Here is a 26,249-nt window from a genome sequence, read left to right on the forward strand (position 1 = left end):
CGTCCTTTACGGTGCTAAAAAGCAGGATACCTAACCTAATAGCCATGTTCTTCCAAGCAGAAAGAAATGTTAACATAAAATAAAAAAGCGAATTTGTGACAATCTCAACTAGAAAACATACTAACAATAAAAATGCTCTTGAAACTCAGTACTTATGTCTGTTGAAAAAGATTTTATCAAAACGATCCAGGAAAACACTGGTATAATCAATAGTATTTGCAACACTTATTTTTCCAGATCTGATGATTTCAAAGATGCCAGGCAGGATGTCATTTTACAGCTTTGGCGTTCCTTTCCAACATTTCGAGGTGATTCAAAGATCAGCACCTGGATTTACAGGGTAGCCCTTAACACAATTTTAGCCAAGAGGAAAAAGGATCACAACTTGGGTGCAAATGAATCGTTGTCGCAACTGCACCTTGATCATATTTCTTCTTGCGCTGATGTGAGCGCAGATTTTATCCAGGAATTTGCCTGGTTGGTTAGCACCCTCGAGGATTGTGACAAGGCTATTATCATCCTTTTGGCCGAAGGATATTCCAATAAGGAAATTGCTGCTATACTTGATCTAACTGCAACGAATATAAGCACAAGGCTGAACCGCATAAAACACAAACTCAAAGAACGTTATCTCAATGAACAACAATAGGTTAAAACACGCTTGGGAGCAACAAAAAATGAATTTTGAAGATCCGCTGATTTCTGAGGACGATATTTTATCTATAATACACCAAGAGTTCAGCAAACAGCAGAAACTTCAAAGGCTTCTTTATAATGCATCGTCCGTTATATTCTTGCTCATTTTTTGTCAAACCTGCTAATGCTAAACTACATAATCTGGGATGCTGAGCCCGAAGTATTCTCCTGGTCAAGTGTTCCGCGTTGGTATGGAATCTTTTGGGCAATTGGCATATTCCTGAGCATTTTTGTGGCGACCTACATCTTTAAGATTGAAAAGCGCCCTGACAAAGAAATTGACAAGCTTACCCTGTTTTTAATCGTTGGTACCTTGGTTGGTGCGCGGTTGGGGCATATTCTATTTTACGAACCCCTGCATTACTTGCAGCATCCAATTGAGATTTTGCCTGTCTCCTTAACCCCGTCATTTCATTTTACCGGACTTGCAGGGCTAGCCAGCCATGGCGGTGGGATTGGCCTGATTATGGCGGCTTTCATTTTCGCTAGGCGGAAAAAAATGGATTTCCTTTGGCTCCTGGACCGGATTGCTGTTGTAGTCCCATTATGTGGGGCATTCATACGATTGGGAAATCTAATGAATTCAGAAATGATTGGAATTCCAACTAATATGCCTTGGGCATTTGTATTCACCCATATTGATAATATCCCAAGACACCCGGCTCAATTGTACAAAGCGATTTATTGTGGTCTGATATTCGGACTCGTTTTTCATCTATGGCGCCGCAAACGTAACAAATGGGGAGATGGGGTACTATTTGGAATTATGATATCGATCCTTTTTTCATTCCGCTTTCTCGATGAGTATTTTAAGGAAAATCAGGAAGCTTTTGAAAATAGTATGCTGCTCAATATGGGCCAGATACTTAGCATCCCGTTCATTCTCCTCGGATTGCTTATCATTGTTGTCCAAGTGAACAAGCCTGCACATCGCTGAGTATTGACAATCAAAGTACAATTTAACGTATGCCGACAACACTTAACTGTAAAATATTCGCGTTCCCAGCCACGATATGCTATAAAATTGAAAAATGGGCATAGTTCGATTTAACCACGGTTTGAATGAACCCACCTGTGCAAACTATTTCTGTTTAAACTGCGCAAAACAATCCTAAAATTTACACTATGCGTTTACGATATATCTGACATTTTAAGCATGAGTATCCGGGCCGATTCTCAGCACTTACGTAAGCTTAAGGATGCAGCTGATCCAAGCGAGAAAGGTTGGGCAGACCGTGTTTTATTCATCCGGAAAATCATTAGACATTTCATCTGATTTTAGGGTTTTGCAAACTGCACAGACAGTGCCTCAAAAGGTTGTCTATGTGACCATAATAAGGAATGTCCTGTGAAAGCTGTGAGCACCACATAAAAAAGGAGGTTACGTTCGATAAGTTAGAGCTGCAATGGCATGAAAATTGTTGGAAGTAAGAAACTTTTTAATACTGATATGAAAACACTAAAAATCCTAGCACTATTAGCGGCAACGTCTTTTTACTCATGTAAGGATGATGCCGAAGGAATCATTGTCCAAGATCATGATACGAATGCTTTTATGGCAATCATGCACAGTATGAATGCTCAAATGGATGCAATGAAAATGACAGGTGACGCTGATCACGATTTTGCAAGTATGATGGTAATGCATCACCAAGGGGCAATAGATATGGCAAACAAAGAAATTGAGATTGGAGACGACGCCAATATTAAGGCAATGGCCCAGCAAATCATTGATAAGCAAACGGCCGAGAAGATGGACCTTACAGAATGGTTAAAAACCCACACTCCCCAATCAACTGCAGAAGGCCAGGCTTTTGATGCAGAAATGATGGAGGTGATGGTAAAAATGAAAAACTGGAAAGATATACAGGTGCTTACAGGAGATGCTGATGCTGACTTTTCAGAGCTGATGATTGTGCACCACCAGACTGCAACAGACAATGCATCCTCGATTCTACATCACGGTCATCACGCGGATATCAAAGAAATGGCCAAGATGATGATTCAGGATCAGAACAAAGAAATAACTGACCTAGCAGCTTGGCTAAAAGAGAACGGTCCTTCAAATCAATAATAATGTTATGAAAACAAGTATCATTTTTACGTCAATATTTGTGGCATTAGCATTATGCCATGCTTCTGCTTTTGTAGCGGATGACTTGCATCAATCAATGAGTAAGATGATGCAGAAAATGAAGTCAATGAAGATGACTGGTGATGTTGATAAGGATTTTGCAAACATGATGATAGAGCATCACCAAGGAGCTATAGATGCTGCTAACGTGGTTTTAAAATCTGGAAAAGACCCGAAGATTAATGCAATAGCAAAAAAAATAGTTGCGGAGCAGCCTAAAGATCAACAAAATCTGCGTTTGCATATATCCGCCGAACATAAAACTAACGCAGAAAAGGGGTCGGAACATGCTACCCATGGCAATAATCCTATAAGCGCTCCGCCCTCGAAGGGCAATCAATTTACGAATGAAATGAAAAACATTTTGAATCAAATGGATTTAAAAATGAAAAACATGAATATGACTGCCAATGTTGATCATGACTTTGCAAGCATGATGATTGATCATCATAAAGTTGCAACTGATATGGCCCAAGCTGAAACTAAATACGGAAAAGTTGTCGAAGTAAAGTTATTAGCAAAAAAAATTATGTCAGATTCACAAAAAGAGATCAGTGAATTACAAAAATGGATGAACGGTCATCACAAGTAAACTTACTGACTTGATTCAGTGAGCCATATTGAAGTTACTTTTCAGCCCTTGTCTTCGAAACGCAGACAGGGGCTTTATTGTTGTAGGATTTACAGTTGACCCTTAATTTTCTAAAATTTGCAAGCTGGTCTGCTTTTGACGTTGGTATTTTCACTAGAATACAATTTTTATAGCTAGAAACTTTTGAAGTTTGCTGGTAGTTGAGTTATTCATTTATACTATTGCTACCACTTAATTTGTATATGCCTTTAATGCTGAAAGCAAAGACCTAAACCATGATCAATATTATCAATCAATATAAATCTGATCCAGAATCAGTGTATCAAACCTGGTTTATTAATAATGAAGAGCGCTTAAAGGCTTTCCGTTCCATCCGGCGAGGTGTACAACAGATTGTATTGGACATCAAACAGGGCAAGTTTCCCAACGATTTCCGAGGATCCTCACTTGAATTTGTTTTGAACTGTATCACCGAGCAAAAGCAGGTGTTTGAAGGCGCTGCGCATCCTTTTTATTGGAAGCCTAAACTAAGGATACCTGATATTTATGAAAGTCAAGCCAATAAAAAAGCATTTGGCCAGTTTCTTGAAAACTGCCTGAATGCAAGTAAAGAAGAACAATTGATTAGAGAGATTATCCGGTTAGACGAATTGAAAATAAAGGGGTTAGGCCCTTCTGTTGCTAATATTTTGTATTTTCTACATCCTACACTGATACCTCCCTTTAATACTGCTATCCTTAACGGGTTTAATTACTTGTATAAAGATAAAAAGAAGCTGGGATCGTGGTCTGAATACCTCAAAATCCGCCAGGTTATACTTAACACAAATAAGGAGTACTGTCATGAATTGTCAACAGACTTAGGAGCATTTTCAGGATTATTATTTGAGATTGGTACCCAGAAAATGATCTTGGGTATGGATGGGTATTTATCCGTCGAAGAACGTCAAAGACTTGAAAAACTGATAGAAAAACGGCAATCTCAGCTTCGGGAAGAACGCCAGGATGAGAACTTACATACGGAAATGCAGTACCACCTTCTTAAAATTGGGCAAGCTTTGGGTTACGATGCTTTCCCGGCTACTAATGATCAATCAAGGAGCTTTGATGGCCATAAATTCTCATTTTTATGTCAGGCTAACTTTCCCACAATAAAATGTGATCCAGAAACGCGAAATACTATTAAACTAATTGATGTGCTCTGGTTTGCAAAGGGAACGAGTAAGGTGTTGGCAGCCTTTGAAGTTGAGAAGAGTACATCTATATACTCTGGGATTCTGCGTTTAACGGATTTGTCATATAGCATAGCCAATGGTGACGAAACATTCTTTTTAATCGTACCAGACCACCGGGAAAAAGATGTGTGTCTTCAATTATCACGCCCTTCTGTCAAAAGCAATAACGTTTTGATTAAATACATTTTGTTTTCTGATCTAAGAAAACACTGCGATTCTATTTGTAAATTCGGTGACAGTCACCAGATCATGAGCAAAATTGCAAAAAATGCCCCGTTGCATACTGTTGACTAAGTATCTAACGGGGCATTTATATATTATGATAAAAGGCCTTTACCTGGTTCCGGATTTTTTTGGCTTGTGTTTTTTCATGTCCATGTCCATGTCCATCTTGCCCATTTTTCCATCCATATAAATTCCTTCGCCTTCTTTAATCGGCTTTTTGGTACCATCTTTCATCATTACCGTCCCATCTTTCATAACCATCGTTCCGTTTTTCAACGTCATATCCTCGGTCATAGCAGTCATTTCACCGCCTTTCATAACCATCAACTTCCCATCATGCATCATGATACAATCTTTCATGGAACCATGCATCTTGTCCATCTTCTTTTCTTTATCCTGTGCATATACACTAAAGGATAAAAGAATTGCTACCGCAAAGGCAAGTAATTTTTTCATTGTTCTCGGTGGTTAAAATTTATAGTGGGATACTGCTCAATAAGTATGCCACAGAAATCTCTACAAGCAAAATTTACAGTACAAGGGGTTTCACCAGGATCTGTCCATCACGTTCGAAAACACAAAGTGAGGTTTTTTTATCAACCATCATGGCAAGCTTGGGATATTGGCCATTCCCTATCGAAACGGTCTTCTGCCCATTAGGGCTGCGAAATTGAATAGCCCCATCCTTTTGCCAGGCAATTGCAGGCCCTTTGCCGGTTTGCAAAATTACTGGGGTACGGCCCGCACCCAGTTTTATTTCCGGCTTCCCGGGCTCGGCTACATAGACTTCCAGTTGGCGCCTCCAGACTGTGGTAACTTTCCCATTTTCATCAGCTGCCAGGTCGCCGCCATCCATAGGACAGCCATCAATCATAAAGTCCCCTGTTCCAAGTTTCTGGGCTGTGCTAAAATGCTTGCCATTATCCTTGGAGCTGATCAGGTACATGTTCCGGGCTCCATCGAGCTTATTCCGGAACATAACATGCATACTGCCACTTTGATCAAAAGAAACAGTAGGCTTACAGCAGTCACAAATACCTTTTTGCTCTCCCTGATAGATCAATTGATTTTTCTCCCAAGTTAATCCACCATCTCTGGAAAGCGATCCATATAGATTATTGTTTCCCAGCCGTGAATCCAGCCACACGGTATACACATCGTTACCTTTACCTGCACTTAGGCCAGAGAGTGCTTCTTTGGCAGTTGAATCCGTATCAGTAACCTTCACAGGGGCAGACCATTGATTATCTGCATTGGTAAGCCGCATCGAAAACAAATCACCATTGTGGTCACCAACTGTAACAACTGTATATTCTGCTGTTGTAACAATTTGCGGCCCGCGGCCCATACCCAGGCCCATTTTCGAGAAGTTGCCTAGCAGGTCAGGTTTGGAAAAGGATTTTCCCCCATCATTTGAGGATACAAAATACAAGTCCTTGTGATCACCATTTTTGACCCCATATACAATCCGGACCGTTCCATTTTCATCAATAGCGATCTCAGGTTGGCTACCCGTACCTAAATTATATTCAGCATCCGCAGGCCGGGGCAGATCTGCTTGAAAAGCCAGAAAGATGGGAAGGGCAATCAATAGGCCAAGTTTTGCCAAAAATATGTTCATGGTTGATAATTTGAAAATGGAGCCGTTTTTTACAACATTTGTAATATAAATAGTAAGATGCATTACCTTAATTTTTACTAACTTAATATGGTTGTTTGCCGTAACAATGCCCATTGCTCATCAATCCAAAAATTATGTAAGTCTGATCCATAATTGTATAAGTAGGTAAGGTATTTTTTTCTGATATTTGCGTTTTAAGTCCATCATGAAAAAGCTTACTGTACTTTTCCTGACCTTTCTTTACCTGGGTACTGCAACCGGTGTTACCTTACACCTGCACTACTGTATGGGGGAAGTGGTCAACTGGGAAGTTACAAAGGCAGACCAGGGCCACTGTGAAAATTGTGGGATGGATAAAAACAAATCCACAAAAAACGGGTGTTGTAAAGACGAGTTCAAGAAAGTAAAGACAGACGATTCCCGCAAACTGACAGAAAATACTTTCAGTAATCCACTGCTTTCTGTGGCAGTGTTAAATGAAGGGGTAACATATGATTTCTCAGCACCCTCTTATCCGAATATTTTAGAGACGAGCAATCAAAGTAATGCTCCTCCCCGAAGTAAACCAGTCCCGGTTTATATTCTGCACTGTAGTTACCTGATTTAAAATTTCGTATCCCTTCTATGCCAGGCAAATGTATTTGTCGGGCTATTTGTGCTATACTCCTATCAGCACTGATCAATCTTTCTTTCAATTATTAAAATACAAAGTCTATGCTACGCATTAGCTATGGCGCATTTCTGCTGCTTGCCATTACTTCATTTTCCGCTTGCCGTAAACATGTCATGGAAGATATGCCCATGGAAAAAAATATCGACTATCCTGCTGCTTATGTGGTTAATGGAGAAGATGCAACGGTTTCTGTGATCCGGTTATCAGATCAAACAGTATCAGAGACTTTGGATCTGATGACTGGTTCAGCAGAGATGATTATGTGGCCACATCACATCTACCATCTCCAGAGTTTGGGAGAGCATAGGTTAACTGTTGCAGTTCCGGGAATGGATTTAAGTGAAGGGCATGCGGGAGCAATGGCCGGAATGAAAGGAAAAGTTCTTGTCTTGGATGCTGTAAAGGGTACAGTTTTAAAAGATTTGGAAGTGCCTGTCATGAATCACAACGCAGTTTATTCTCCTGATGGCAAAGAGATATGGACTTCTCAAATGGATATGGCAGGTAAAGTGCTTGTCTATGATGCAGCTACCTACACCTTGAAAAATACAATCGCTGTGGGTATGGAGCCCGCCGAAGTAACATTTTCCGCAGATGGCTCTAAGGTTTACGTTGCTAATGGTGGCGATGACAACGTCTCGGTCATAAACCCGGCAACAAAGGCCATCATTAAAACCATTGATGTTGGCGACAATCCAGTTGCCGCCTGGGTAGGATACGATGGAAAGATGTACGTGGACAATGAAGATGGTAAGTCAGTAAGTGTTATCAATGTTGCCTCTGATAAAGTAGTCCAGACCATCGCACTTGGATTTATGCCTGGCAGCGTTGCACACAACCCTACCAAAAAAGAGTTGTGGGTAACTGATCCGGAAAACGGTAAAGTACACTATTGGACCTGGGATGATGCCATGCAAGACTGGATGCATGGGAATGTCTTCGAAGCGGCAGCGGGCGCACACGCAGTTGGCTTCACAACAGATGGCAGTACTGCCTATGTAACCAATCAAATGGCGCAAAGTGTATCGGTTATTAATACCTCTAATCACACTAAAATCAAAGACATTCTCGTCGGTAAGAAGCCAAACGGCATCGTACTCAAACAATGACTGTAACATTTATTTACCCTTAATATTTACCTGAATCATGAAAACCATTCACGTTAAGAACATATTGCTCTTGATCATATTGATGATCCCTACGGTCCTATTCGCACAAGCCAATTATAAACAGCCCTTCAACATTGCCAAAGATGGCATGATCACTGATGCAGCAGGGACTACCATTGGCTCGGTTACGAAGGAAAATATTGTGAAGGACCACAAAGGCCACAAAATAGCATTCGTCGATGGAGAGGGCAGCCTGATTGATGCCCATACCAATAAGAAAATGGGGCGGATGGGTAAAGATGGTAAGACCTATTACAATGCAAATGGTGAAATATACCTGACTGTGAAAGACAAAGGTGAAACCTGTGAAATTTACGACGCATCTGGTAAGAAGATCGGGGATGTCCATTCCAGTTACAAGGGTATGGCCTGCGGGCTGCATTGTTTTGAAAATGGCCTGGATGCCAACATGCAAAAGAAACCTGTCTCGGCAGCTGCCTATGTATGCCCGATGCACCCGGAGATCACCGGAAAAGAAGGGGATAGCTGCTCAAAATGTCATATGAAACTGGTCAAAAAATAGGTCAAATAATTCACTTTAACAGATTATCCAATGAAATCAATAAGCAAAGTATTCTTTTTGCTGACATGCATGTTACTGCTGACAGGTTCATCACTATTTGCCCATAACGGGAAAAAGCACGGTAAAGCTAAGATTGACTCGGCCCAGGCGGTTGCGCCTGCTAGCCAGCACCAGCATGGCGGGCATGATAGTACAGCCATGCAAGCAGCTATGAGCCCTGATGGCGATCATCAGCATGGTCTTAGTGAGTTCCCCACACTACACCCCCTGGTCGTACACTTTCCAATTGTCCTATTAATCATTGCAGCCCTTCTTCAATGGGTAGGATTGTTGGTATACAAAAAAGAAATAACCATCGTTGCCTGGGCACTATTACTATTGGGCTTTATCGGTGCTTACGCATCATCGACCTGGTTTCATGCCCACACATCCCAGCTGGCACCGGCGATTCAAGCCGTTCTTGAAGAGCATGAAAAGTATGCGTCTTACACACAATGGCTGTCAGGGATAGCGCTCCTGGTACAGTCTGTTAATTTGTTTTTCCTGAAAAGGAATGTTTGGGTCAACGCTTCCATGGCTATCGTCATGAGTGCGGCCGCATTCTTTGTTGCCTATACAGGGCATCATGGTGCGGAACTGGTCCATAAGCATGGTGTTGGGGCAAAAGGTTATTTACTGGAACAACATCATCATTAATAAATATTAAGACCTGCTAAGGTTAGGTTACAAAAATTAAGTATGGTACATCGTATTATAGAATGGTCATTACAGAACCGGTTCATTGTACTGGTCTTATCGGCAGCACTGCTCATATGGGGCGCGTTTGCCATTAAGAAGAATCCTATTGATGCCATTCCGGATTTATCCGAAAACCAGGTGATCGTTTTTACGGAGTGGATGGGGCGCGGGCCCCAGTTAATTGAAGACCAGATTACCTACCCTTTGGTTACCAATCTTCAGGGGCTACCTAAAATCAAATATGTACGGGGCAGCTCCATGTTTGGGATGAGTTTCATTTACGTTATTTTCAATGATGACGTGGACGTATATTGGGGGCGTGAGCGGGTTTTGGAAAGATTAAGTACTGTATCCCAATCACTGCCAACTGGCGTCAGCCCACAACTTGGCCCTGACGGAACAGGGGTCGGACATATACTTTGGTATACATTGGATGCACCCGAAATGGACTTGGGGGAACAAAGGGCTTTGCAGGACTGGTATATCAAGTTTGCTTTGCAGAATGTAGAAGGGGTCAGTGAAATCGCCTCTTTTGGTGGTTTTCAAAAACAGTATCAAATTACCGTAGACCCTAATAAGCTGCTTTACTACCGCTTATCGGTACCAGAAGTGATGAGCGCAATCCGTTTGAATAATAATGAATCAGGCGGAAGAAAATTCGAATTAAGTGACATTGGCTATATTATCAAGACGTCGGGCTATCTTCAATCCATTGAAGAAATTGAGAATATACCGGTCAAAAACCAGGGCAGTATCCCCATCAGAGTTTCAGATATAGCTTCCGTGCAAATGACAGGCGAAACCCGACTGGGTATTTTTGATCAGGATGGGGAAGGCGAGCGGGTTGGCGGTATTGTGGTCATGCGCTATGGTGAAAATGCGGCTGCTGTTATTGAAAAAGTAAAGGCAAAAATGAGCGAAGCTGCCAAGGGGTTTCCCAAGGGCGTTAAATTCGATATAGTCTATGACCGGGGAGAGCTGATCCAGGAATCCGTAGATTCTATCAAACACACATTAATTGAAGAAATGATCGTAGTCTCCCTGGTAGTGATCATTTTTCTTTTTCACTGGCGCAGTGCACTAAGTATTATCATCCAGATTCCCATTACCCTTGCCGCCAGCTTCATTTTACTGAATGCCTTTGGGATCTCATCCAACATCATGTCCTTAACTGGTATCGCCCTTGCTATCGGCGTAATCGTTGATAACGGCATTATTATGAGTGAAAATGCCTATAAGCATCTTTCTCAGCGGTATGAAGAGTGGCAGGAACAGCAGAAAACGACATAATTATGAAATGGTTTAAGAAAAGAAAAGATAAGCAGCCTGATTGGATTACAGAATCCGAACGCCTGGCCATTATTGAAAAATCAAGCAAACAAGTATCCCGGGGGGTGTTCTTTGCGACAGTCATTATTATTACATCTTTTCTTCCTGTATTTATGCTCACTGGACAGGAAGGTAAGCTGTTTCACCCTTTGGCTTACACGAAAACCTTCATTTTGATCGTGGACGCGTTGCTTGTCATTACGCTGGCCCCGGTGCTGATATCCTTTATCATGAAAGGTAAATTTCGTCCGGATCACGCCAATCCTGTCAACAGGATTCTTGAACGTGTTTATGAACCGGTAATAAGAGGTGTATTGAAATGGCGTAAGACAACGCTGGCTATCAACATCATAGCACTTTTGATTACCATACCGCTGCTGGCCAGCCTGGGATCGGAGTTTATGCCGCCGCTGGATGAACAAAGTATCCTTTTCATGCCTGTAACGTTGCCAGATATATCGAATTCAGAAGCAAAACGGATCCTGCAGGTACAGGACAAAATCATTAAATCAGTTCCTGAGGTTGACAAGGTATTGGGAAAAGCCGGAAGAGCAAGCACTGCTACTGACAATTCTCCGATCAGTATGATTGAGACGATCATCAAATTGAAACCAAAGTCCGAGTGGCGCGCCGGGATTACAAAGAAGGATATCATCACCGAACTTGATGCTAAACTTCAGATACCGGGCGTGATCAATGGCTGGACCCAGCCGATCGTCAACCGGATCAACATGCTTTCAACCGGGATCCGCACGGATGTAGGTGTTAAAGTATATGGCCAGAATCTGGATACCATCGCCAATGTGTCTGAAAGGGTTAAAAGAACGCTCGAAGGCACGGCAGGTATCAGTGATCTTTATGTAGAGCCGGTAACAGGCGGCAAATATCTGGCGATTAATCCAAGAAGAGAAGATTTAAGCCGTTATGGGCTCAATGTCGATGATGTAAACCAGGCCGTGGAATTTGCATTGGGGGGCGCGCCGATAGGAAACACCATTGAGGGCAGAAAGCGGTTTTCAATCAGCGTCAGGCTTGCCCAAAATTACCGAAACAGTGTAGAAACCATCAAGAGGTTACCATTGATGTCTGCATCAATGGGTGAAGTACCCCTATCAGCAGTGGCTGATGTCGTATTTGAAAATGGTCCTCCGATGATAGCCTCCGAAAACGCCATGCTGCGTGGCGCAGTATTGTTCAATGTTCGCGGCCGTGATCTGGGCGGAACTGTTCAGGAAGCCATTGAAAAGATCAGTAAATCAAATGGCGTGCTTCCACCAGGTTATTATCTGGAATGGAGCGGACAGTATGAAAACCTGATACGTGGTAAGCAGACGCTTCTATGGATTGCTCCGGTCGTGCTGCTGATTATTTTCTTTTCACTGTATTTCGCTTTTCATTCCCTGCGCGAAGCGTTTTTAAGCCTGATTACTGTACCCTTTGCTTTAATCGGTGGGGCGTATATGATCTATTTCTGGGGTGTTAACCTCTCGGTTGCAGTGGCTGTGGGTTTTATTGCTTTGTTTGGTATTGCAGTAGAAACTGGTATTGTCATGGTCATCTATCTGAATGATGCCATGCAGCAGCTGGTCACTAAAAAGGGGAATTCTGCTCAGTCAATTACCGGAGATGACCTGCGCGAGTACGTAATCCATGGGGCGGTAAAACGTTTGCGGCCCAAGCTAATGACCGTGTGCGTTTCGCTGTTTGGGTTGGTGCCTGTACTTTGGGCCAATGGCGTAGGAACGGATGTGATGCAGCCTATTGTACTACCGATGATCGGAGGCGTGCTTACATCATCTACGCATATCCTGTTGGTAACACCACTAATTTTTTTAATGACAAAGGAGTATGAGCTACGTAAATACGGAAAACTACAAATCCATGATACACAGCATTAAACATGTAAAATGGTTGGTGCTGTTTTTGCTGCCGCTCACAAGTTGGGCACAGAAGCCGGTGTTTACACTGGATACTATTTTACAACGAATAGATAACAACAACCTGATGCTGCAGTCCTATGGGCTTAAAGCGGACAGTTACAAACATAGTGGTGATGCAGCTACGGCCTGGATGCCGCCTATGGTAGGTTTGGGAACTTTCATGACCCCTTACCCCAATCAAATGATTATGGAATCCCGCGACAAAGGCAACCTGATGCTGCAGATCGAGCAGGATATACCTAATCTGGCAAAGCTCAGTGCGAAAAGAAAATACATTGCTTCCCAGGGCAATGTGGAAAGGGCCAACCGTGATATTACCCTTAATACCTATAAAGCACAGGCGAAACGACTTTATTTCAACTGGCTCATTGCCCGCCAGCGTATAAGCGTGCTTGAAGAGAATGAGAAAATTATGGTCATGATGAAGAAAATTGAAGAAGTCAGGTATCCCTATAACCAGTCACAACTTGGAGGGGTTTTCCGGGCTGAATCGAAGATCCTGGAAAACCAGAATATGATCCGTATGCAGGAAGGAACTATCGGGAAAGCGAAAGGATGGCTTAATAGCCTGATGAATGTGGTTGGCAATCAAGATTTCGAAATTGACACTACATACATCCCCTCCTTTCAGCCAGCCATGTACTACGATACCGCTACGCTGGCCGACGTAAGAATGGATGTCTTTAAGATGAATGAAAGTATCCGGTCCATGCAGCTCAATATCGAAAGCATGAAACAGCAGAAAAAACCGGATTTTAAGATCCGCTTTGACCATATGTACCCACTCGACGCAATGATGCCTAATGCTTACAGCGTGATGGGGATGCTAAGTATCCCTATTGCACCTTGGTCATCTAAAATGTACAAATCCGATATCAAGGGCATGCAGCTGAACATCCAGGGAATGCAAAAGGAACGTTCTGCGATGCTGGTGGAAACCCAGGGCATGCTTTATGGGATGCAGTCAGAGATCGAGTCCATGCAGACAAGGGTCAGCACCATGCAGGAAAAAATAATCCCGGCCCTTCAAAAAGCGATGGACGCTTACTTTGCCAATTATCAGGAGAATAAAGCCCAGTTGCCTGTTGTAATAGATGCCTGGGAAGCTTTGACGATGATGCAAATGAATGTGCTGGACGAGAAATTGAAACTCTATGAAATGATTGTGGATTATGAAAAAGAACTATATCGTTAGCCAGCTCATAGTGCTTTTACTGGCTACCGTGTTTTTAACTGCCTGTGACAGTAAAACCCCAAAAGATGGGCATACTGCTCATGGGCAATCAGAGCAGTATACCTGCCCGATGCATCCGCAGGTAATTAGCAGCAAACCAGGCAAGTGCCCGATCTGTGGCATGGACCTGGTAGCAAAAGAAGCAAATAATGAACTGATCGTTGATACCAGCTTCAATGCATTGTTAAAGCCGGTGAATGCCCAGGTGATTGCCAACATCCCACTGACCAATGCCGAAAGCGGGATGCGAATTTTTTCAGCCCAGGCGCAAGGCGTTGTAACTTATGACAGCCGAAGCCAGGTCTCCCTTTCATCCAGAGTGGGTGGCCGTATTGAAAAGCTGCTGATCAAATATAACTACCAGCCTGTTAGGAAAGGTCAGTTGGTGATGGAGGTTTATTCACCAGATTTGGCATCAGCTCAAAGGGAACTTTTAATGCTTGGTAACGATGAAGGCAGCCGGGATTTACTATCGAAAGCAAAACAGCGCCTGCTACTGCTGGGAGTAGCCCCGGGGCAAATTGAAGACATCATCAAGTCAGGAAATATCCTATATAAGGTACCCGTATATAGTCCTGCCAATGGATACATCCTGGAACAATCAGCTAGCTTGCCTGCGGCAAGCGCGCCTATGCCGACACCTTCCGGCAGTGATGGAGCGGCAATGGATGAGATGGCTGGCAGTTCCCCTGCATCAGCAGCTCCTACTAGGCCATCGGCGGCGGTTTCGCCCGTCCTTTTGCGTGCCGGGCAATATATTACAGCCGGCCAAACCCTGTTTACTATTTATACCTCCCAAGGCCTGATTGCTGAATTCGCGTTATCGCCAGCTATATCTTCCCGCATCAAACCAGGACAAAAGCTGCTCTTTTATGCGGGCAATGACAAAGAAACTATGGCCAGTGGCCAGATAGGGCTGATCCAACCGGTCCTTCGAAGTGGCGAGAGTTTCACCTTGGCCAGGGTTTATCTTCCGGGAAAAAACCTGACGCCGGGCCAACTGCTGACGGCGAACATTCCCATTGTTTTTCAAAAAGGGTTATGGCTGGATAAAAAGGCGGTCTGGCAGACCGGCAGCAAGTCTATTGTATTTAAGCGGCAGGGTAAAGTGCTGGTACCTATGAAAGTTAAAGCCGGGGCAGTTGTAGATGGGATGGTACAGATACTATCTGATATCAAGGATTGGAAAGTAGCGTCCAATGCATCGTATTTGATAGATAGTGAGAGCTTTATTAAGGATAACAGTCTTGTTGAAAATTAAAATATGAAAAGAATCACATTTTTGAGGCTGGCCACTTTGGCATCTTTTGCTCCGGGGATGCTTCTGATTGCTTGTAAAGATAATCAAAAGAAAAAGGCCGCAGAAGCCGGGCAGAAGACTTATACCTGTCCTATGCATCCACAAATAGTTCAGGACAAACCGGGTAGTTGTCCTATATGTGGTATGGACTTGGTCATCTTTGATAAAAGTAATAAGGATGCCTCTATCACACTAGGTGAAAGTCAAATAGCACTGGCCAATATTACTACTATGACAATGGGCAGCGGCCTTTTGTCGAATTCAAAAAGGCTCAATGGCCGGCTTGCTGTGAACCCTGACCAAACCGCTGTTGTATCCAGCCGTGTGGCAGGGCGTATTCAGGTGTTATATATTAAAGAAACCGGTGTACCGGTAAGGAAAGGACAGGCGCTTTATAAAATATATTCTGAACAGCTTTCCGCATTGCAGCAGGAATATTTGTTGGCATATGCCCAATTAAAGCAGTTCCCTTCCGACACGCGGTTTGGAGCTATTGAAAAGGCCGCCCGTCAAAAACTACGTTTGTATGATCAAAGTGAAGAAGATATACAAGGCTTGACGGCAAGTCAGAAGCAGGAGCCATACATTACTTACCGGGCACCGATCAGCGGCACAGTATCAGAGCTTTCGGTAACAGAAGGTCAATATGTAAGCGAGGGAAGCGCGATACTACGCCTTGAAGACTACTCTTCTTTATGGGTCGAAGCCGATATTTATCCAGCAGAAGCGGCCAGCATCCGAACAGGGCAAAAGGTACAGGTGCAAGTTACAGGCTGGGAAGATAAACCCCAGCCAATGCGAATCGACTTTATTGTTCCGGCAATTCAAAGTGGCAGCCAGCTAATGCAGGTCCGGGGAACTGTTCCAAATCCAGGCAGCCGGTGGCAGCCAGGATTACAGGCTAATTTAATTTTACCCATTGCCCCATCTGCGAATGCTATGACTTTACCTGTCGATGCAGTGATCCGTGACGCAAAAGGTGCGCATGTATGGGTTGAAACGAAGCCTGGTACTTTTCTGGCTCGAATGGTCTCTACCGGAATCCAAAATGCTGACATGGTCGAAATAAAGGAAGGCATTGCCAAAGACGAGAAAGTGGTTGTCACAGGTGCTTATCTTTTATATAGTGAATATGTATTAAAAAAGGGGTCTGATCCCATGGCGCTGCATCAACATGAATAACCAATTTTTAACCATAAATTTTAGTAAGATGAAAAAAGTAACCAAATGGGCCCTGCCGGTGGCAATGATAGTATTTCTTTCGGCCTGCGGCAGCAAAAGTGAAGAAGGCAATACCAGTTCCCATCAGGATTCAACGGCCCATGAGCACCATGAAGGCATGGATATGGGTGGCAAAGAAACAGGTAAAGTCGTATTAAAAGATGATAAGCTTAATGCAGTTTACCAGCATTATATCCATTTGACCACGGCGTTAATCAATTCAGATACAGCAGAAGCAAAAATTGCAGCCAGTGCCATAGAAGCTGGTCTAGGCCAGGTTCCACAAGGATCTCAGGCCGCTAAAACGGCTTCTCGAATTATAGAGGCCAAAGACATTGAATCCCAGCGGACATTATATTCTGCACTAAGTGATGAGTTTATACCCCTTGTTAAAAAAGCCGGATTGAACAGCGGCGAACTGTATGTTGATTTTTGTCCAATGGCAAACAAGGATAAAGGCGGTTATTGGCTATCTGCCCAAAAAGAGATTAAAAATCCATACATGGGGGATAAAATGATTTCTTGCGGAGAGGTAAAGGAGACAATAAATTAACAGTGATACGTACTGGTTCAGGGCATGCCCTGAACCAATTTCAACAACATTTAAAACACTTCTGATGAAACTAGCCACTATACTACTACTATTATTGCTGCCCGTTGGGGAAGTTTTCGCGCAGCACCAACACGGCGGTGTATCAACCGTACCGACATCTGCTAAAAAACCGTTTTTAGAAAACTCAAAAGGGGGCAAGGTCGAATACCACCTGTATGTAAATGACACATTAGCCAACATCAGTGGAAAAAGAAAGGTCTCGGCACTTGCTATGAATGGTCAGATCCCTGCACCGACCTTAAATTTTACAGAGGGTGACACCGCCGTCATCCATGTCCATAATCTGATGCGCCATGAAACTTCAATCCATTGGCATGGCCTTCTTTTACCCAACAAGGAGGATGGTGTACCTTATTTGACAACAGCTCCCGTCGAGCCAGGCGGGCAGTACACATTTACCTTTCCCCTTATTCAAAGCGGGACGTTTTGGTATCATTCCCATACCATGCTCCAGGAGCAAAGTGGATTGTATGGTTCAATCGTGATCCAGCCTAGAAAGAAAACTTATGAAGTAGACAAGGAGTTTGTGCTCTTGTTATCGGACTGGACAGATGAGAACCCCAGGCGTGTGCTGAATGCGTTGAAAAGGAATGATCCGGCTAGTGAGTGGTATTCTATTAAAAAAGGGTATGCTCAGAGCCTTGATAAGTTAATACAGCACAAAGGATTGGGCAACAGACTCAAGAATGGCTGGAAACGTATGCCGCCCATGGACCTGTCTGATGTTTATTATGCAGCATTCCTGGCAAATGGAAAACGCAAAGAAAGTATTCCGGATTTAAAGCCGGGCGATAAAGTCCGGTTACGTGTCATTAACGGTTCAGCTTCAACCTATTTTTATCTGCATGGCGGGGCGGGGAAGCTGGAATTGATTTCATCCGATGGGATCGACGTAAAACCAATTAAAATAGATCGGTTGCTGATGGGGATTGCCGAAACTTATGATTTTCTGTTAACTGTACCAAAAAATAAAACCATGGAGTTTAGGGCAACAGCTCAGGATGTCTCCGGATTTGCTTCTTTATATCTTGGGAAAGGGGATACACTATCTGCCGCACCCATTCCCAGGCCTAACGTTTGGAATATGGATGAGATGATGATGAGTATGGCTGTTAACTTTCCTAATAGAATGAACCATTCGGGAATGGGTGAAATGGATCATAGCAAAATGAAAATGGAGCCTGCCGATAAAAAGCAGCCCGCTGCCAAACCTGAAAAAGGACACGAAGGTATGGACATGGACAAAATGGACCATAGCAAAATGAAAATGGAGCCCGCCGAGAAAAAGCAGCCTGCTGCCAAACCTGAAAAAGGACATGAAGGTATGGACATGGACAAAATGGACCATAGCAAAATGAAAATGGAGCCCGCCGAGAAACAGCAGCCCGCTGCCAAACCTAAAAAAGGGCATGAAGGTATGGACATGGACAAAATGGACCATAGCAAAATGAAAATGGAGCCCGCCGAGAAAAAGCAGCCCGCTGCCAAACCTGAAAAAGGGCATGAAGGTATGGACATGGACAAAATGAAAATGGAGCCCGCCGAGAAAAAGCAGCCTGCTGCCGAACCTGAAAAAGGACATGAAGATATGGACATGGACAAAATGGACCATAGCAAAATGAACATGGAGCCCGCTAAGAAAAAGCAGCCCGCTGCCAAACCTGAAAAAGGGCATGAAGGTATGGACATGGACAAAATGGACCATAGCAAAATTAAAATGGATGGGATGCAGATGGGTAAAACCGACTCGCTGACTATATTCAATTACGATTTATTGAGCGCGAAACAGAAAACAACCTTTGATAGCTCAAAGCCTGTTAGAACTGTGCATTTGAAGCTGACTGGGAGTATGTTCCGTTATGTGTGGTCTATAAATAACCAAGTACTTTCCCAAGCGGATAAGATTAGTATTAAAAAAGGAGAAGTCGTCAGGTTTGAGCTCGAAAATACCACGATGATGAACCACCCTATGCACTTGCACGGTCATTATTTTAGGGTGCTTAACAAGAATGGGGATCTTTCTCCCTTAAAGCACACCCTGGATGTTCCTCCAATGACAAGCATAACAATCGAGTTCGATGCAACGGAAGAAAAAGATTGGTTTTTTCATTGCCACATACTTTATCATATGATGAGTGGAATGGCCCGCGTCGTAACATATGAGGGAAGTAGCCGTGATACTTCTCTGTCCAGATATCCTCTCAAAAATTTATTAAAGGAGGACAAGATGTGGTTTTTTTACGGCAGCATTGCAGCCAAATCACACATGGCCGAAGCCAAGGCGAATTTTATTAATAGAAGTAGTGCTATCCGCTTTGAAGGGAATTATAACTATGGGTCTCAATATGAGGCCAATATCAGTTATGAGAGGTACATCGGAGACTGGCTGCGCCCCTATATTGGCTTTGGTGCTGTGAAACAGCGGTACTACAATATATTCAACGGGGAGAAAACGTTTGAGCAGGATTTTGACTTGCCAGTAATTGGTGTTCGTTACACACTACCATTTTTTGTCGACGCGGATCTTCGTGTAAATTCCAAGGGCCGTGTCCGGTTTGCTTTGGAAGGAGAGGAATGGCTGCTGCCTAAACTGTTTTTTAACTGGCGTATCAACACAGATAAGGAATACCATCTGGATTTGGAATATATGCTTGGCAAATACATTTCCCTATCCGGGGGCTATGATTCCAGGTACAAACTGGGTGGGGGCTTATTAGTAAGGTTCTAATAACGGTGATTTCTTAACAATGTGCCTGGACTTTCCTTTAAGTTGGAATCCTGGCAGCGATAACAAGGTTAACGGGCAGACCAAAGATGTTGCTGCGGCTGCCCACTCAGTGCGTTTAAGGTTCCAGTTTTTAAACAAAATCAAATCAATGGAAAATCACCACCACCATGAGCATCATCCCAAAAAGCCAGCGGAAACCATGCCTTCTATGACTGGATCTTCTCATGAGCACCACGCACCCACTGCGCAGGCTGATGGGCATAGTGACCATGACAAGCATGCAGGACATCACACCGAAGATTTTTTAAAGCGCTTCTGGATTTGTCTGGTCATCACAGTGCCGATCCTTTTACTATCGCATATGATCCAGCAGTGGATTGGTTTTAACTGGACGTTTGCAGGTGATCAATATGTGCTTTTAGCACTAAGTACGATCATATACTTTTATGGGGGCTGGCCGTTTCTGACGGGCCTTGTCAGGGAGCTAAAAAGCAAGAACCTGGGGATGATGACCCTGGTGGCGGTTGCTATTACTACTGCGTATGTGTATAGTGTAGCCGTGGTTTTTGGGCTGGAAGGGATGGACTTCTTTTGGGAGCTGGCTACCTTGATTGATATTATGCTAATCGGGCATTGGCTGGAAATGAAATCGCAGATGGCAGCTTCGCAAGCCCTGGAATCGCTGGTCGCTTTGCTTCCTTCAATGGTCCATGTTGAAAAAGATCATCAGGTAACTGACATCCCATTAAAAGACCTTCGCAGCGGTGATATATTACTTGTCAAACCCGGCGAAAAGGTCCCGGCCGATGGATTGATCCTGGAAGGTAGTTCTTATGTGAACGAAAGCATGCTCACCGGGGAGAGCGTGCCCGTCCAAAAGCAGAAAGACGATAAAGTAATTGGCGGAGCAATCAACGGCGATGGTGTTTTGAAAGTCCATGTTACCGGTGCAGGCAATGAGACTTATCTGCAAAAGGTGATCAACATGGTCAAGACCGCTCAGGGCGCAAAATCAAATACACAGAACCTGGCCGATAAAGTGGCGGGATGGTTAACGCTGGTTTCGATTACGGTTGGGGTCGTTACTTTTATTGTCTGGTATACAAGTGGGCAGAGTTTGGCATTTGCCTTGGAAAGAATGGTTACCGTCATGGTCACATCCTGTCCGCATGCGTTAGGGGTTGCCATCCCATTGGTTATTGCCATTTCGACTACCCTATCGGCAACGCATGGTCTTTTGATACGCAACCGTACCGCTTTTGAAAATGCCCGTAACCTTACCACGATCATTTTCGATAAAACAGGCACATTGACCAAAGGCTCCCATGAAATACAACAGATTATACCAATTGACGAGCAGTTATCAACAGATCAGATTTTGCAGTATGCTGCCGCAGTACAACAGAACTCGGAACATCATATCGCTCATGGAGTCATCAGAAGCTTAAAAGAAAAAGGCTTGCAGCTCTGGGTGTCAACCGATTTCAATTATATGCAGGGCATTGGTGTGACCGGTACCGTAGATGGCAAGAAAGTGGTAGCAGCCGGACCTAATTATTTCAAGCAGGAAAACAAGCCGGTGCCCACTATTCCCGACCAGGTTGATCAGGCGACCGACACGGTAAACTTCATACTTGTTGATGGCAAACTTGTTGGCTTGATCACCTTCGCCGATAGCATCCGCGAAAATGCAGCCCAGGCAATCGCTGAACTGAAAAAGATGAACATTAAAACCTTTCTTCTTACAGGGGACAATGAGAAGATTGCAGAAGCCGTCAGCAAAAAGCTGGGCATGGACGGGTACCTGGCTAATGTGTTGCCCCATCAAAAGCAGGATAAGGTAAAAGAGTTTCAAAATAAAGGTGAGATTGTTGCCATGACCGGTGATGGGGTTAATGATGCTCCTGCACTCGCGCAGGCAGATGTTGGCATTGCTGTTGGTTCAGGGACGGATGTGGCAGCTGAAACCGCCGATATTATCCTGGTAAACAGCGACCCGATGGATGTAGTACAAATGATCACCTTCGGCAGGGCTACTTACAGAAAAATGGTACAAAACCTGGCTTGGGCAATCGGTTATAACGTCATAGCAATCCCGTTGGCTGCCGGTGTGCTATATCCCTCTTTTATGTTAAGCCCTGCGATGGGAGCAGTCCTGATGAGTGCATCCACGATCGTGGTTGCCATTAATGCAAAGCTACTTAGGGTAAATTAAATGCTATGGTTATGACAAATCAACAATTTGATGAGTTTGTTAAGAACAGGCTGGAATCTTTCCGGCCTGTTTACCTGCACAAGGACTGGCTTGATTTAAATGAGCGGCTGGAAAGACATCGAAATAAAATGCCAAGGTCATCCTACACAGCCGGTCGCATTAAAGCAAAGCGGTCAAGGTAAGATCAGCAGCATTTCTCAGTAAGTTGGCTGCACTAAACGTCTTCTGATGAAGTTGAATTCACAAAACTATGCACACCTCATAGCTAATTGTGTAATAAAATCTTATGCGCTTCAGCTTAGTTTTGTATAAATAAATCAAGACAATGGAAGCACTTATTTCAGATAAATCAAGCATTAAAAAAGCTTCGAATAAATATATAAAGAAAACCTTTCCGGTCCTTGGAATGACCTGCGCAGCCTGCGCGGTAAGTGTGGAAAGCATGCTTAAATCCGCCAAGGGAGTCCAGGACGCAGGCGTGAACTATGCAAATCAGACAGCTTGGGCTGAATATGATGATGAAACGATTAAACCCGTTGGCTTGCAAAGTCTAATCCGCTCTGTTGGTTACGATCTGATTGTTGATTCGCAAGACCCACAGCAAGAGCAGCAAGATGCTCAGCTCAGTCACTATAAGCAGTTAAAAAGACGTACGCTCTGGGCTGCCCTTCTTTCTTTTCCTATTGTCGTAATTGGGATGTTCTTTATGGACGCGCTGCCTTACGGCAACTGGATCATGATGGCATTGTCAGCGCCCGTTGTATTTTACCTGGGACGCAGCTTTTTTATGAATGCCTTTAAACAGGCCACGCATGGAAAAGCCAATATGGATACCCTGGTGGCGCTAAGTACTGGGATTGCTTTTGTGTTTAGTGCCTTTAATACGATTTACCCGGAATTCTGGCACAATCAAGGTTTGCACGCACACGTCTATTTTGAAGCGGCAGCAGTTGTAATCGCTTTTATCTCCCTGGGGAAACTATTAGAAGAAAAGGCAAAGTCCAACACGTCATCTGCTATAAAAAAATTGATAGGCTTGCAGCCGAAAACCGTAAGGGCAATCATTGATGGCCTAGAACAGGAAATCCCGATATCAGCGGTAAAGGTTAGCGACATTTTATTGGTCAGGCCTGGCGAAAAAATTCCAGTTGACGGAGAGGTAACAGAGGGCAGTTCGTTCGTTGATGAAAGCATGATCAGCGGGGAACCCGTTCCCGTAAGAAAGAGCCTGGGAGAGAAAGTGTTTGCAGGCACAATCAATCAGAAAGGTAGTTTTCAATTTAAAGCACAAAAGGTAGGAGGTGATACGATCCTTGCCCAGATCATCAAGATGGTGCAAGAGGCCCAGGGAAGTAAAGCGCCTGTTCAGAAGCTGGTTGACAAGATAGCCGGTATTTTTGTGCCAGTCGTGATCGGTATCGCTGCACTGACATTTGTAACCTGGATGCTGGTTGGAGGCGAAAATGCGTTTACACACGCCTTTTTAACTTCCGTTACCGTGCTTGTCATTGCCTGCCCATGCGCACTTGGGCTCGCTACTCCTACCGCCATTATGGTAGGTATAGGGAAAGGCGCTGAAAACAATATCTTAATCAAAGATGCCGAAAGCCTGGAACTAGGCCATAAGGTAAATGTGGTAATCCTGGACAAAACCGGCACCATAACCGAGGGTAAGCCTGTGGTTACTGACATTTCCTGGAATGCAATTAAGGGTGAGCCAAAGATATTCAAGCAAATACTATTTGCAATAGAAGCCCAATCAGAACACCCTCTGGCAGAAGCCGTGACCAGCTTTCTCAAAGAGGAAAGCATTGAAGGTGTAAGCCTGCAGCAGTTTGAAAGTTTAACGGGTTTGGGCGTAAAGGCCAATTACGATGGGACTGAATATTTCGTCGGGAACAAAAAATTAATGGATGAGAATAATATCAGCATCAATAGCGGGCTTTCTTGTGGAGCAGAAAAATGGCAACAACAGGCAAAAACAGTAATCTACTTTGCAAATAACACAGAGGTAATATCAGTCATTGCCATTGCTGACAAAATTAAGGTTACGTCCAAGAAAGCTATTGAAACATTGCAAGACAGAGGTATCCAGGTTTATATGCTGACAGGTGATAATAAACAAACGGCAGCTGCTGTGGCCCAACAGGTTGGATTGAAACATTTTAAGGCAGATGTAATGCCTTCTCAGAAAGCAGATTTTATTAAAGAGCTGCAATCAAAGGGAAAGATAGTAGCCATGGTTGGGGATGGGATCAATGATAGTCATGCTTTGGCTCAGGCAGATGTCAGTATTGCGATGGGTAAGGGATCGGACATCGCTATGGATGTTGCAAAAATGACTTTGATTACTTCTGATCTGAACATGGTACCCAAAGCATTAAAGCTTTCAGGCAAAACAGTTAAGACAATAAAACAAAACCTGTTTTGGGCTTTTATCTACAACCTGATCGGTATCCCAATTGCTGCCGGCCTAATGTACCCCATCAATGGTTTTTTACTTGATCCAATGATCGCCGGAGCGGCAATGGCACTCAGTTCGGTGTCAGTAGTAAGTAATAGTTTAAGGTTAAAGACAGCGAAGCTTTAAAAATTTGCATCAGCAAGAATACGTACTTACAATTAATTCAAATTCAAAACAGACAATTTAATGGAAACTCTAAAATTCAAAACAAATATTAAATGCGGTGGTTGTGTGGCAAAAGTTACATCTGGTTTAAATGAAACCGCTGGAACTGGTAATTGGGATGTGGATATTAATAATCCGGAAAAGATTTTAACGGTAAGCTCTGACGGTAATGAAGACAGTATCATATCAGCCGTGAAAGAGGCAGGCTTTGTTATAGAGAAAGTAGAGTGATCATAATATTTAGATTGTCCTGCATCAAGCAGGTAATGGCATAGTTTTTTTTATTACTTAATCAGCCTGAGAATCAGGCTGATTAAACTTTATTTTAAGACAACCCCATGAAGACAACGTACAGAATGTTAGGACTTGCAGTTCTTATGGCTTTTACCACCGCATGTTCGGACGATAACGATGGTGATGATAAAATCACTATTCAAGCGCATGACCAAAATCAAATGATGACAGTGATGCACGATATGATGGCCGAAATGGAAACGATGAAAGTAACCCAGGATCCCGACATTGACTATGCTACTATGATGAAAATGCATCATATGGGTGCAATAGAGATGGCTGAATTAGAGTTAAAATCTGGAAGCAACAGTGAAATGAAAGCTATGGCGCAAGCCATAATTGATGCTCAGCAAAAGGAGATTGCTACCCTAGACTCATTTCTTGCCAGCGCTACGCCTACAACAATGAATATGGAGTTCCATATGAAAATGATGGAAGGAATGGAGCGTATGGAAAAACAGTCAGATCTTCAGATCATCAATGGCAGCATAGACCAGGATTTTGCCACATTAATGATTGGGCATCATCAAAGTGCCACGGAAATGGCTCAAATGCAATTATTAATGGGTAAAAGTGCTCAGCTGAAAACCTTATCAACGATGATTATTGAGGAACAAAACAAGGAAATTGCAGCGTTCCAGGCATTTTTACTAGCGAACAGAAGTAAATAATTTTTCATATAAAAATAAAAAAAATACCTTATGGCACATCAACAATTCAAAGACTGTATTGATGCCTGTGTGGCATGTGCAGTAGCTTGCAGCCACTGTGCAACAGAGTGCTTAAAAGAAGAACATGTAGCCCATATGGCCAAATGTATCCAGCTTGATCTGGAATGTGCTGCTATTTGCCGCAGCGCGGCAGAAGTAATGAGTTTGGGAAGTAGTTTCAGTGCACACCTATGCAGGGTTTGTGCAGACGTTTGTAAAGCATGTGCCGAAGAATGCGAAAAGCACGCTGAAATGGGTATGGATCACTGCCGGCAATGTGCAGAAGCTTGCCGACGGTGCGCTGAAGCGTGTGAGGAGATGGCCACACCGGTGTAAGGAAGATATTTTATCGAAAAAGTATAACGGATAATCAGTAATGGTTATCCGTTTTTATTTTGGATGATACGGCAATTTGGTTGGATTCCGATCA

General features: G+C 43.4%; 23 protein-coding genes. 21 read left to right on the top strand and 2 right to left on the bottom strand.

Features of this window, described 5'->3' with window-relative positions:
- Positions 1-154 precede the first annotated feature (154 nt).
- From FEM55_RS21720 to FEM55_RS21745, 5 genes are all read left to right on the top strand, one after another.
- Entirely contained in the window at positions 155-649 is a 495-nt protein-coding gene (locus FEM55_RS21720) for an RNA polymerase sigma factor (RefSeq protein WP_082218081.1), read from the top strand.
- Positions 650-820: 171 nt separating this feature from the next.
- Positions 821-1,633: a prolipoprotein diacylglyceryl transferase gene (gene lgt, locus FEM55_RS21725; protein WP_082218079.1), complete on the top strand. Its 813-nt coding sequence runs from the start codon at positions 821-823 to the stop codon at positions 1,631-1,633.
- 474 nt (positions 1,634-2,107) lie between these two features.
- Positions 2,108-2,770, top strand: a complete 663-nt coding sequence (locus tag FEM55_RS21735) for a DUF305 domain-containing protein (RefSeq protein ID WP_082218078.1) — start codon at positions 2,108-2,110, stop codon at positions 2,768-2,770.
- A 7-nt stretch (positions 2,771-2,777) separates the two neighbouring features.
- On the top strand, positions 2,778-3,422 hold the full coding sequence (locus FEM55_RS21740) for a DUF305 domain-containing protein (protein ID WP_082218077.1): 645 nt from the start codon (positions 2,778-2,780) through the stop codon (positions 3,420-3,422).
- Between the two features lie 275 nt (positions 3,423-3,697).
- Positions 3,698-4,951 (top strand): type II restriction enzyme NmeDI-related protein, encoded by a 1,254-nt coding sequence (locus tag FEM55_RS21745; protein ID WP_082218076.1) that lies wholly within the window; start codon positions 3,698-3,700, stop codon positions 4,949-4,951.
- 39 nt (positions 4,952-4,990) lie between these two features.
- Here the strand turns inward: FEM55_RS21745 and FEM55_RS21750 are convergent, their stop codons facing one another.
- Both FEM55_RS21750 and FEM55_RS21755 read right to left on the bottom strand, forming a co-directional pair.
- Positions 4,991-5,338: a DUF6799 domain-containing protein gene (locus tag FEM55_RS21750; RefSeq protein WP_082218075.1), complete on the bottom strand. Its 348-nt coding sequence runs from the start codon at positions 5,336-5,338 to the stop codon at positions 4,991-4,993.
- 73 nt (positions 5,339-5,411) lie between these two features.
- A complete protein-coding gene (locus tag FEM55_RS21755; RefSeq protein ID WP_082218074.1) occupies positions 5,412-6,617 on the bottom strand; it encodes a sialidase family protein in 1,206 nt (401 codons plus the stop codon).
- 91 nt (positions 6,618-6,708) lie between these two features.
- Here FEM55_RS21755 and FEM55_RS21760 point away from each other — a divergent pair, with 91 nt between their 5' ends.
- The 16 genes from FEM55_RS21760 to FEM55_RS25525 all read left to right on the top strand — a co-directional run bounded on the left by FEM55_RS21760 (position 6,709) and on the right by FEM55_RS25525 (position 26,155).
- A complete protein-coding gene (locus tag FEM55_RS21760) occupies positions 6,709-7,110 on the top strand; it encodes an HYC_CC_PP family protein (RefSeq protein ID WP_082218073.1) in 402 nt (133 codons plus the stop codon).
- A gap of 107 nt (positions 7,111-7,217) precedes the next feature.
- On the top strand, positions 7,218-8,285 hold the full coding sequence (locus tag FEM55_RS21765; RefSeq protein ID WP_082218072.1) for a YncE family protein: 1,068 nt from the start codon (positions 7,218-7,220) through the stop codon (positions 8,283-8,285).
- 37 nt (positions 8,286-8,322) lie between these two features.
- The gene (locus FEM55_RS21770; RefSeq protein WP_220466403.1) at positions 8,323-8,868 is read left to right on the top strand and encodes a heavy metal-binding domain-containing protein; all 546 of its coding nucleotides are present in this window, start codon (positions 8,323-8,325) and stop codon (positions 8,866-8,868) included.
- A gap of 30 nt (positions 8,869-8,898) precedes the next feature.
- Positions 8,899-9,564, top strand: coding sequence for a DUF2231 domain-containing protein (locus FEM55_RS21775; protein ID WP_138283458.1), 666 nt, complete (start codon positions 8,899-8,901; stop codon positions 9,562-9,564).
- Between the two features lie 42 nt (positions 9,565-9,606).
- Complete coding sequence (locus FEM55_RS25315; RefSeq protein ID WP_138283459.1) at positions 9,607-10,896, top strand: efflux RND transporter permease subunit; 1,290 nt, start codon at positions 9,607-9,609, stop codon at positions 10,894-10,896.
- Between the two features lie 2 nt (positions 10,897-10,898).
- Entirely contained in the window at positions 10,899-12,833 is a 1,935-nt protein-coding gene (locus FEM55_RS25320; protein ID WP_138283460.1) for an efflux RND transporter permease subunit, read from the top strand.
- Entirely contained in the window at positions 12,817-14,070 is a 1,254-nt protein-coding gene (locus FEM55_RS21790) for a TolC family protein (RefSeq protein WP_212748329.1), read from the top strand. The genes FEM55_RS25320 and FEM55_RS21790 overlap by 17 nt, the downstream gene beginning before the upstream one ends.
- Positions 14,048-15,370 (top strand): heavy metal-binding domain-containing protein, encoded by a 1,323-nt coding sequence (locus FEM55_RS21795; RefSeq protein ID WP_082218068.1) that lies wholly within the window; start codon positions 14,048-14,050, stop codon positions 15,368-15,370. The genes FEM55_RS21790 and FEM55_RS21795 overlap by 23 nt, the downstream gene beginning before the upstream one ends.
- Before the next feature lie 3 nt (positions 15,371-15,373).
- Complete coding sequence (locus FEM55_RS21800) at positions 15,374-16,591, top strand: efflux RND transporter periplasmic adaptor subunit (RefSeq protein ID WP_138283462.1); 1,218 nt, start codon at positions 15,374-15,376, stop codon at positions 16,589-16,591.
- Positions 16,592-16,619: 28 nt separating this feature from the next.
- Entirely contained in the window at positions 16,620-17,183 is a 564-nt protein-coding gene (locus FEM55_RS21805; RefSeq protein ID WP_171036629.1) for a DUF3347 domain-containing protein, read from the top strand.
- A 64-nt stretch (positions 17,184-17,247) separates the two neighbouring features.
- Positions 17,248-19,971, top strand: coding sequence for a multicopper oxidase domain-containing protein (locus FEM55_RS21810; RefSeq protein WP_138283464.1), 2,724 nt, complete (start codon positions 17,248-17,250; stop codon positions 19,969-19,971).
- Between the two features lie 148 nt (positions 19,972-20,119).
- Positions 20,120-22,186: a copper-translocating P-type ATPase gene (locus FEM55_RS21815; protein WP_082218029.1), complete on the top strand. Its 2,067-nt coding sequence runs from the start codon at positions 20,120-20,122 to the stop codon at positions 22,184-22,186.
- Positions 22,187-22,511: 325 nt separating this feature from the next.
- Positions 22,512-24,776: a heavy metal translocating P-type ATPase gene (locus FEM55_RS21820; protein ID WP_082218006.1), complete on the top strand. Its 2,265-nt coding sequence runs from the start codon at positions 22,512-22,514 to the stop codon at positions 24,774-24,776.
- 60 nt (positions 24,777-24,836) lie between these two features.
- Positions 24,837-25,046 carry a heavy-metal-associated domain-containing protein gene (locus tag FEM55_RS21825; RefSeq protein WP_082218007.1) on the top strand — a complete coding sequence of 70 codons (210 nt, stop codon included), beginning with the start codon at positions 24,837-24,839 and terminating at the stop codon, positions 25,044-25,046.
- 125 nt (positions 25,047-25,171) lie between these two features.
- Positions 25,172-25,780: a DUF305 domain-containing protein gene (locus FEM55_RS21830; RefSeq protein ID WP_170916751.1), complete on the top strand. Its 609-nt coding sequence runs from the start codon at positions 25,172-25,174 to the stop codon at positions 25,778-25,780.
- A 30-nt stretch (positions 25,781-25,810) separates the two neighbouring features.
- Positions 25,811-26,155: a four-helix bundle copper-binding protein gene (locus FEM55_RS25525; RefSeq protein ID WP_082218009.1), complete on the top strand. Its 345-nt coding sequence runs from the start codon at positions 25,811-25,813 to the stop codon at positions 26,153-26,155.
- The last annotated feature ends 94 nt before the right edge of the window (positions 26,156-26,249 follow it).

It is taken from the genome of Dyadobacter sediminis (genome assembly GCF_005860765.1).
In the GTDB taxonomy this organism is placed as follows: Bacteria; Bacteroidota; Bacteroidia; order Cytophagales; family Spirosomataceae; genus Dyadobacter; species Dyadobacter sediminis.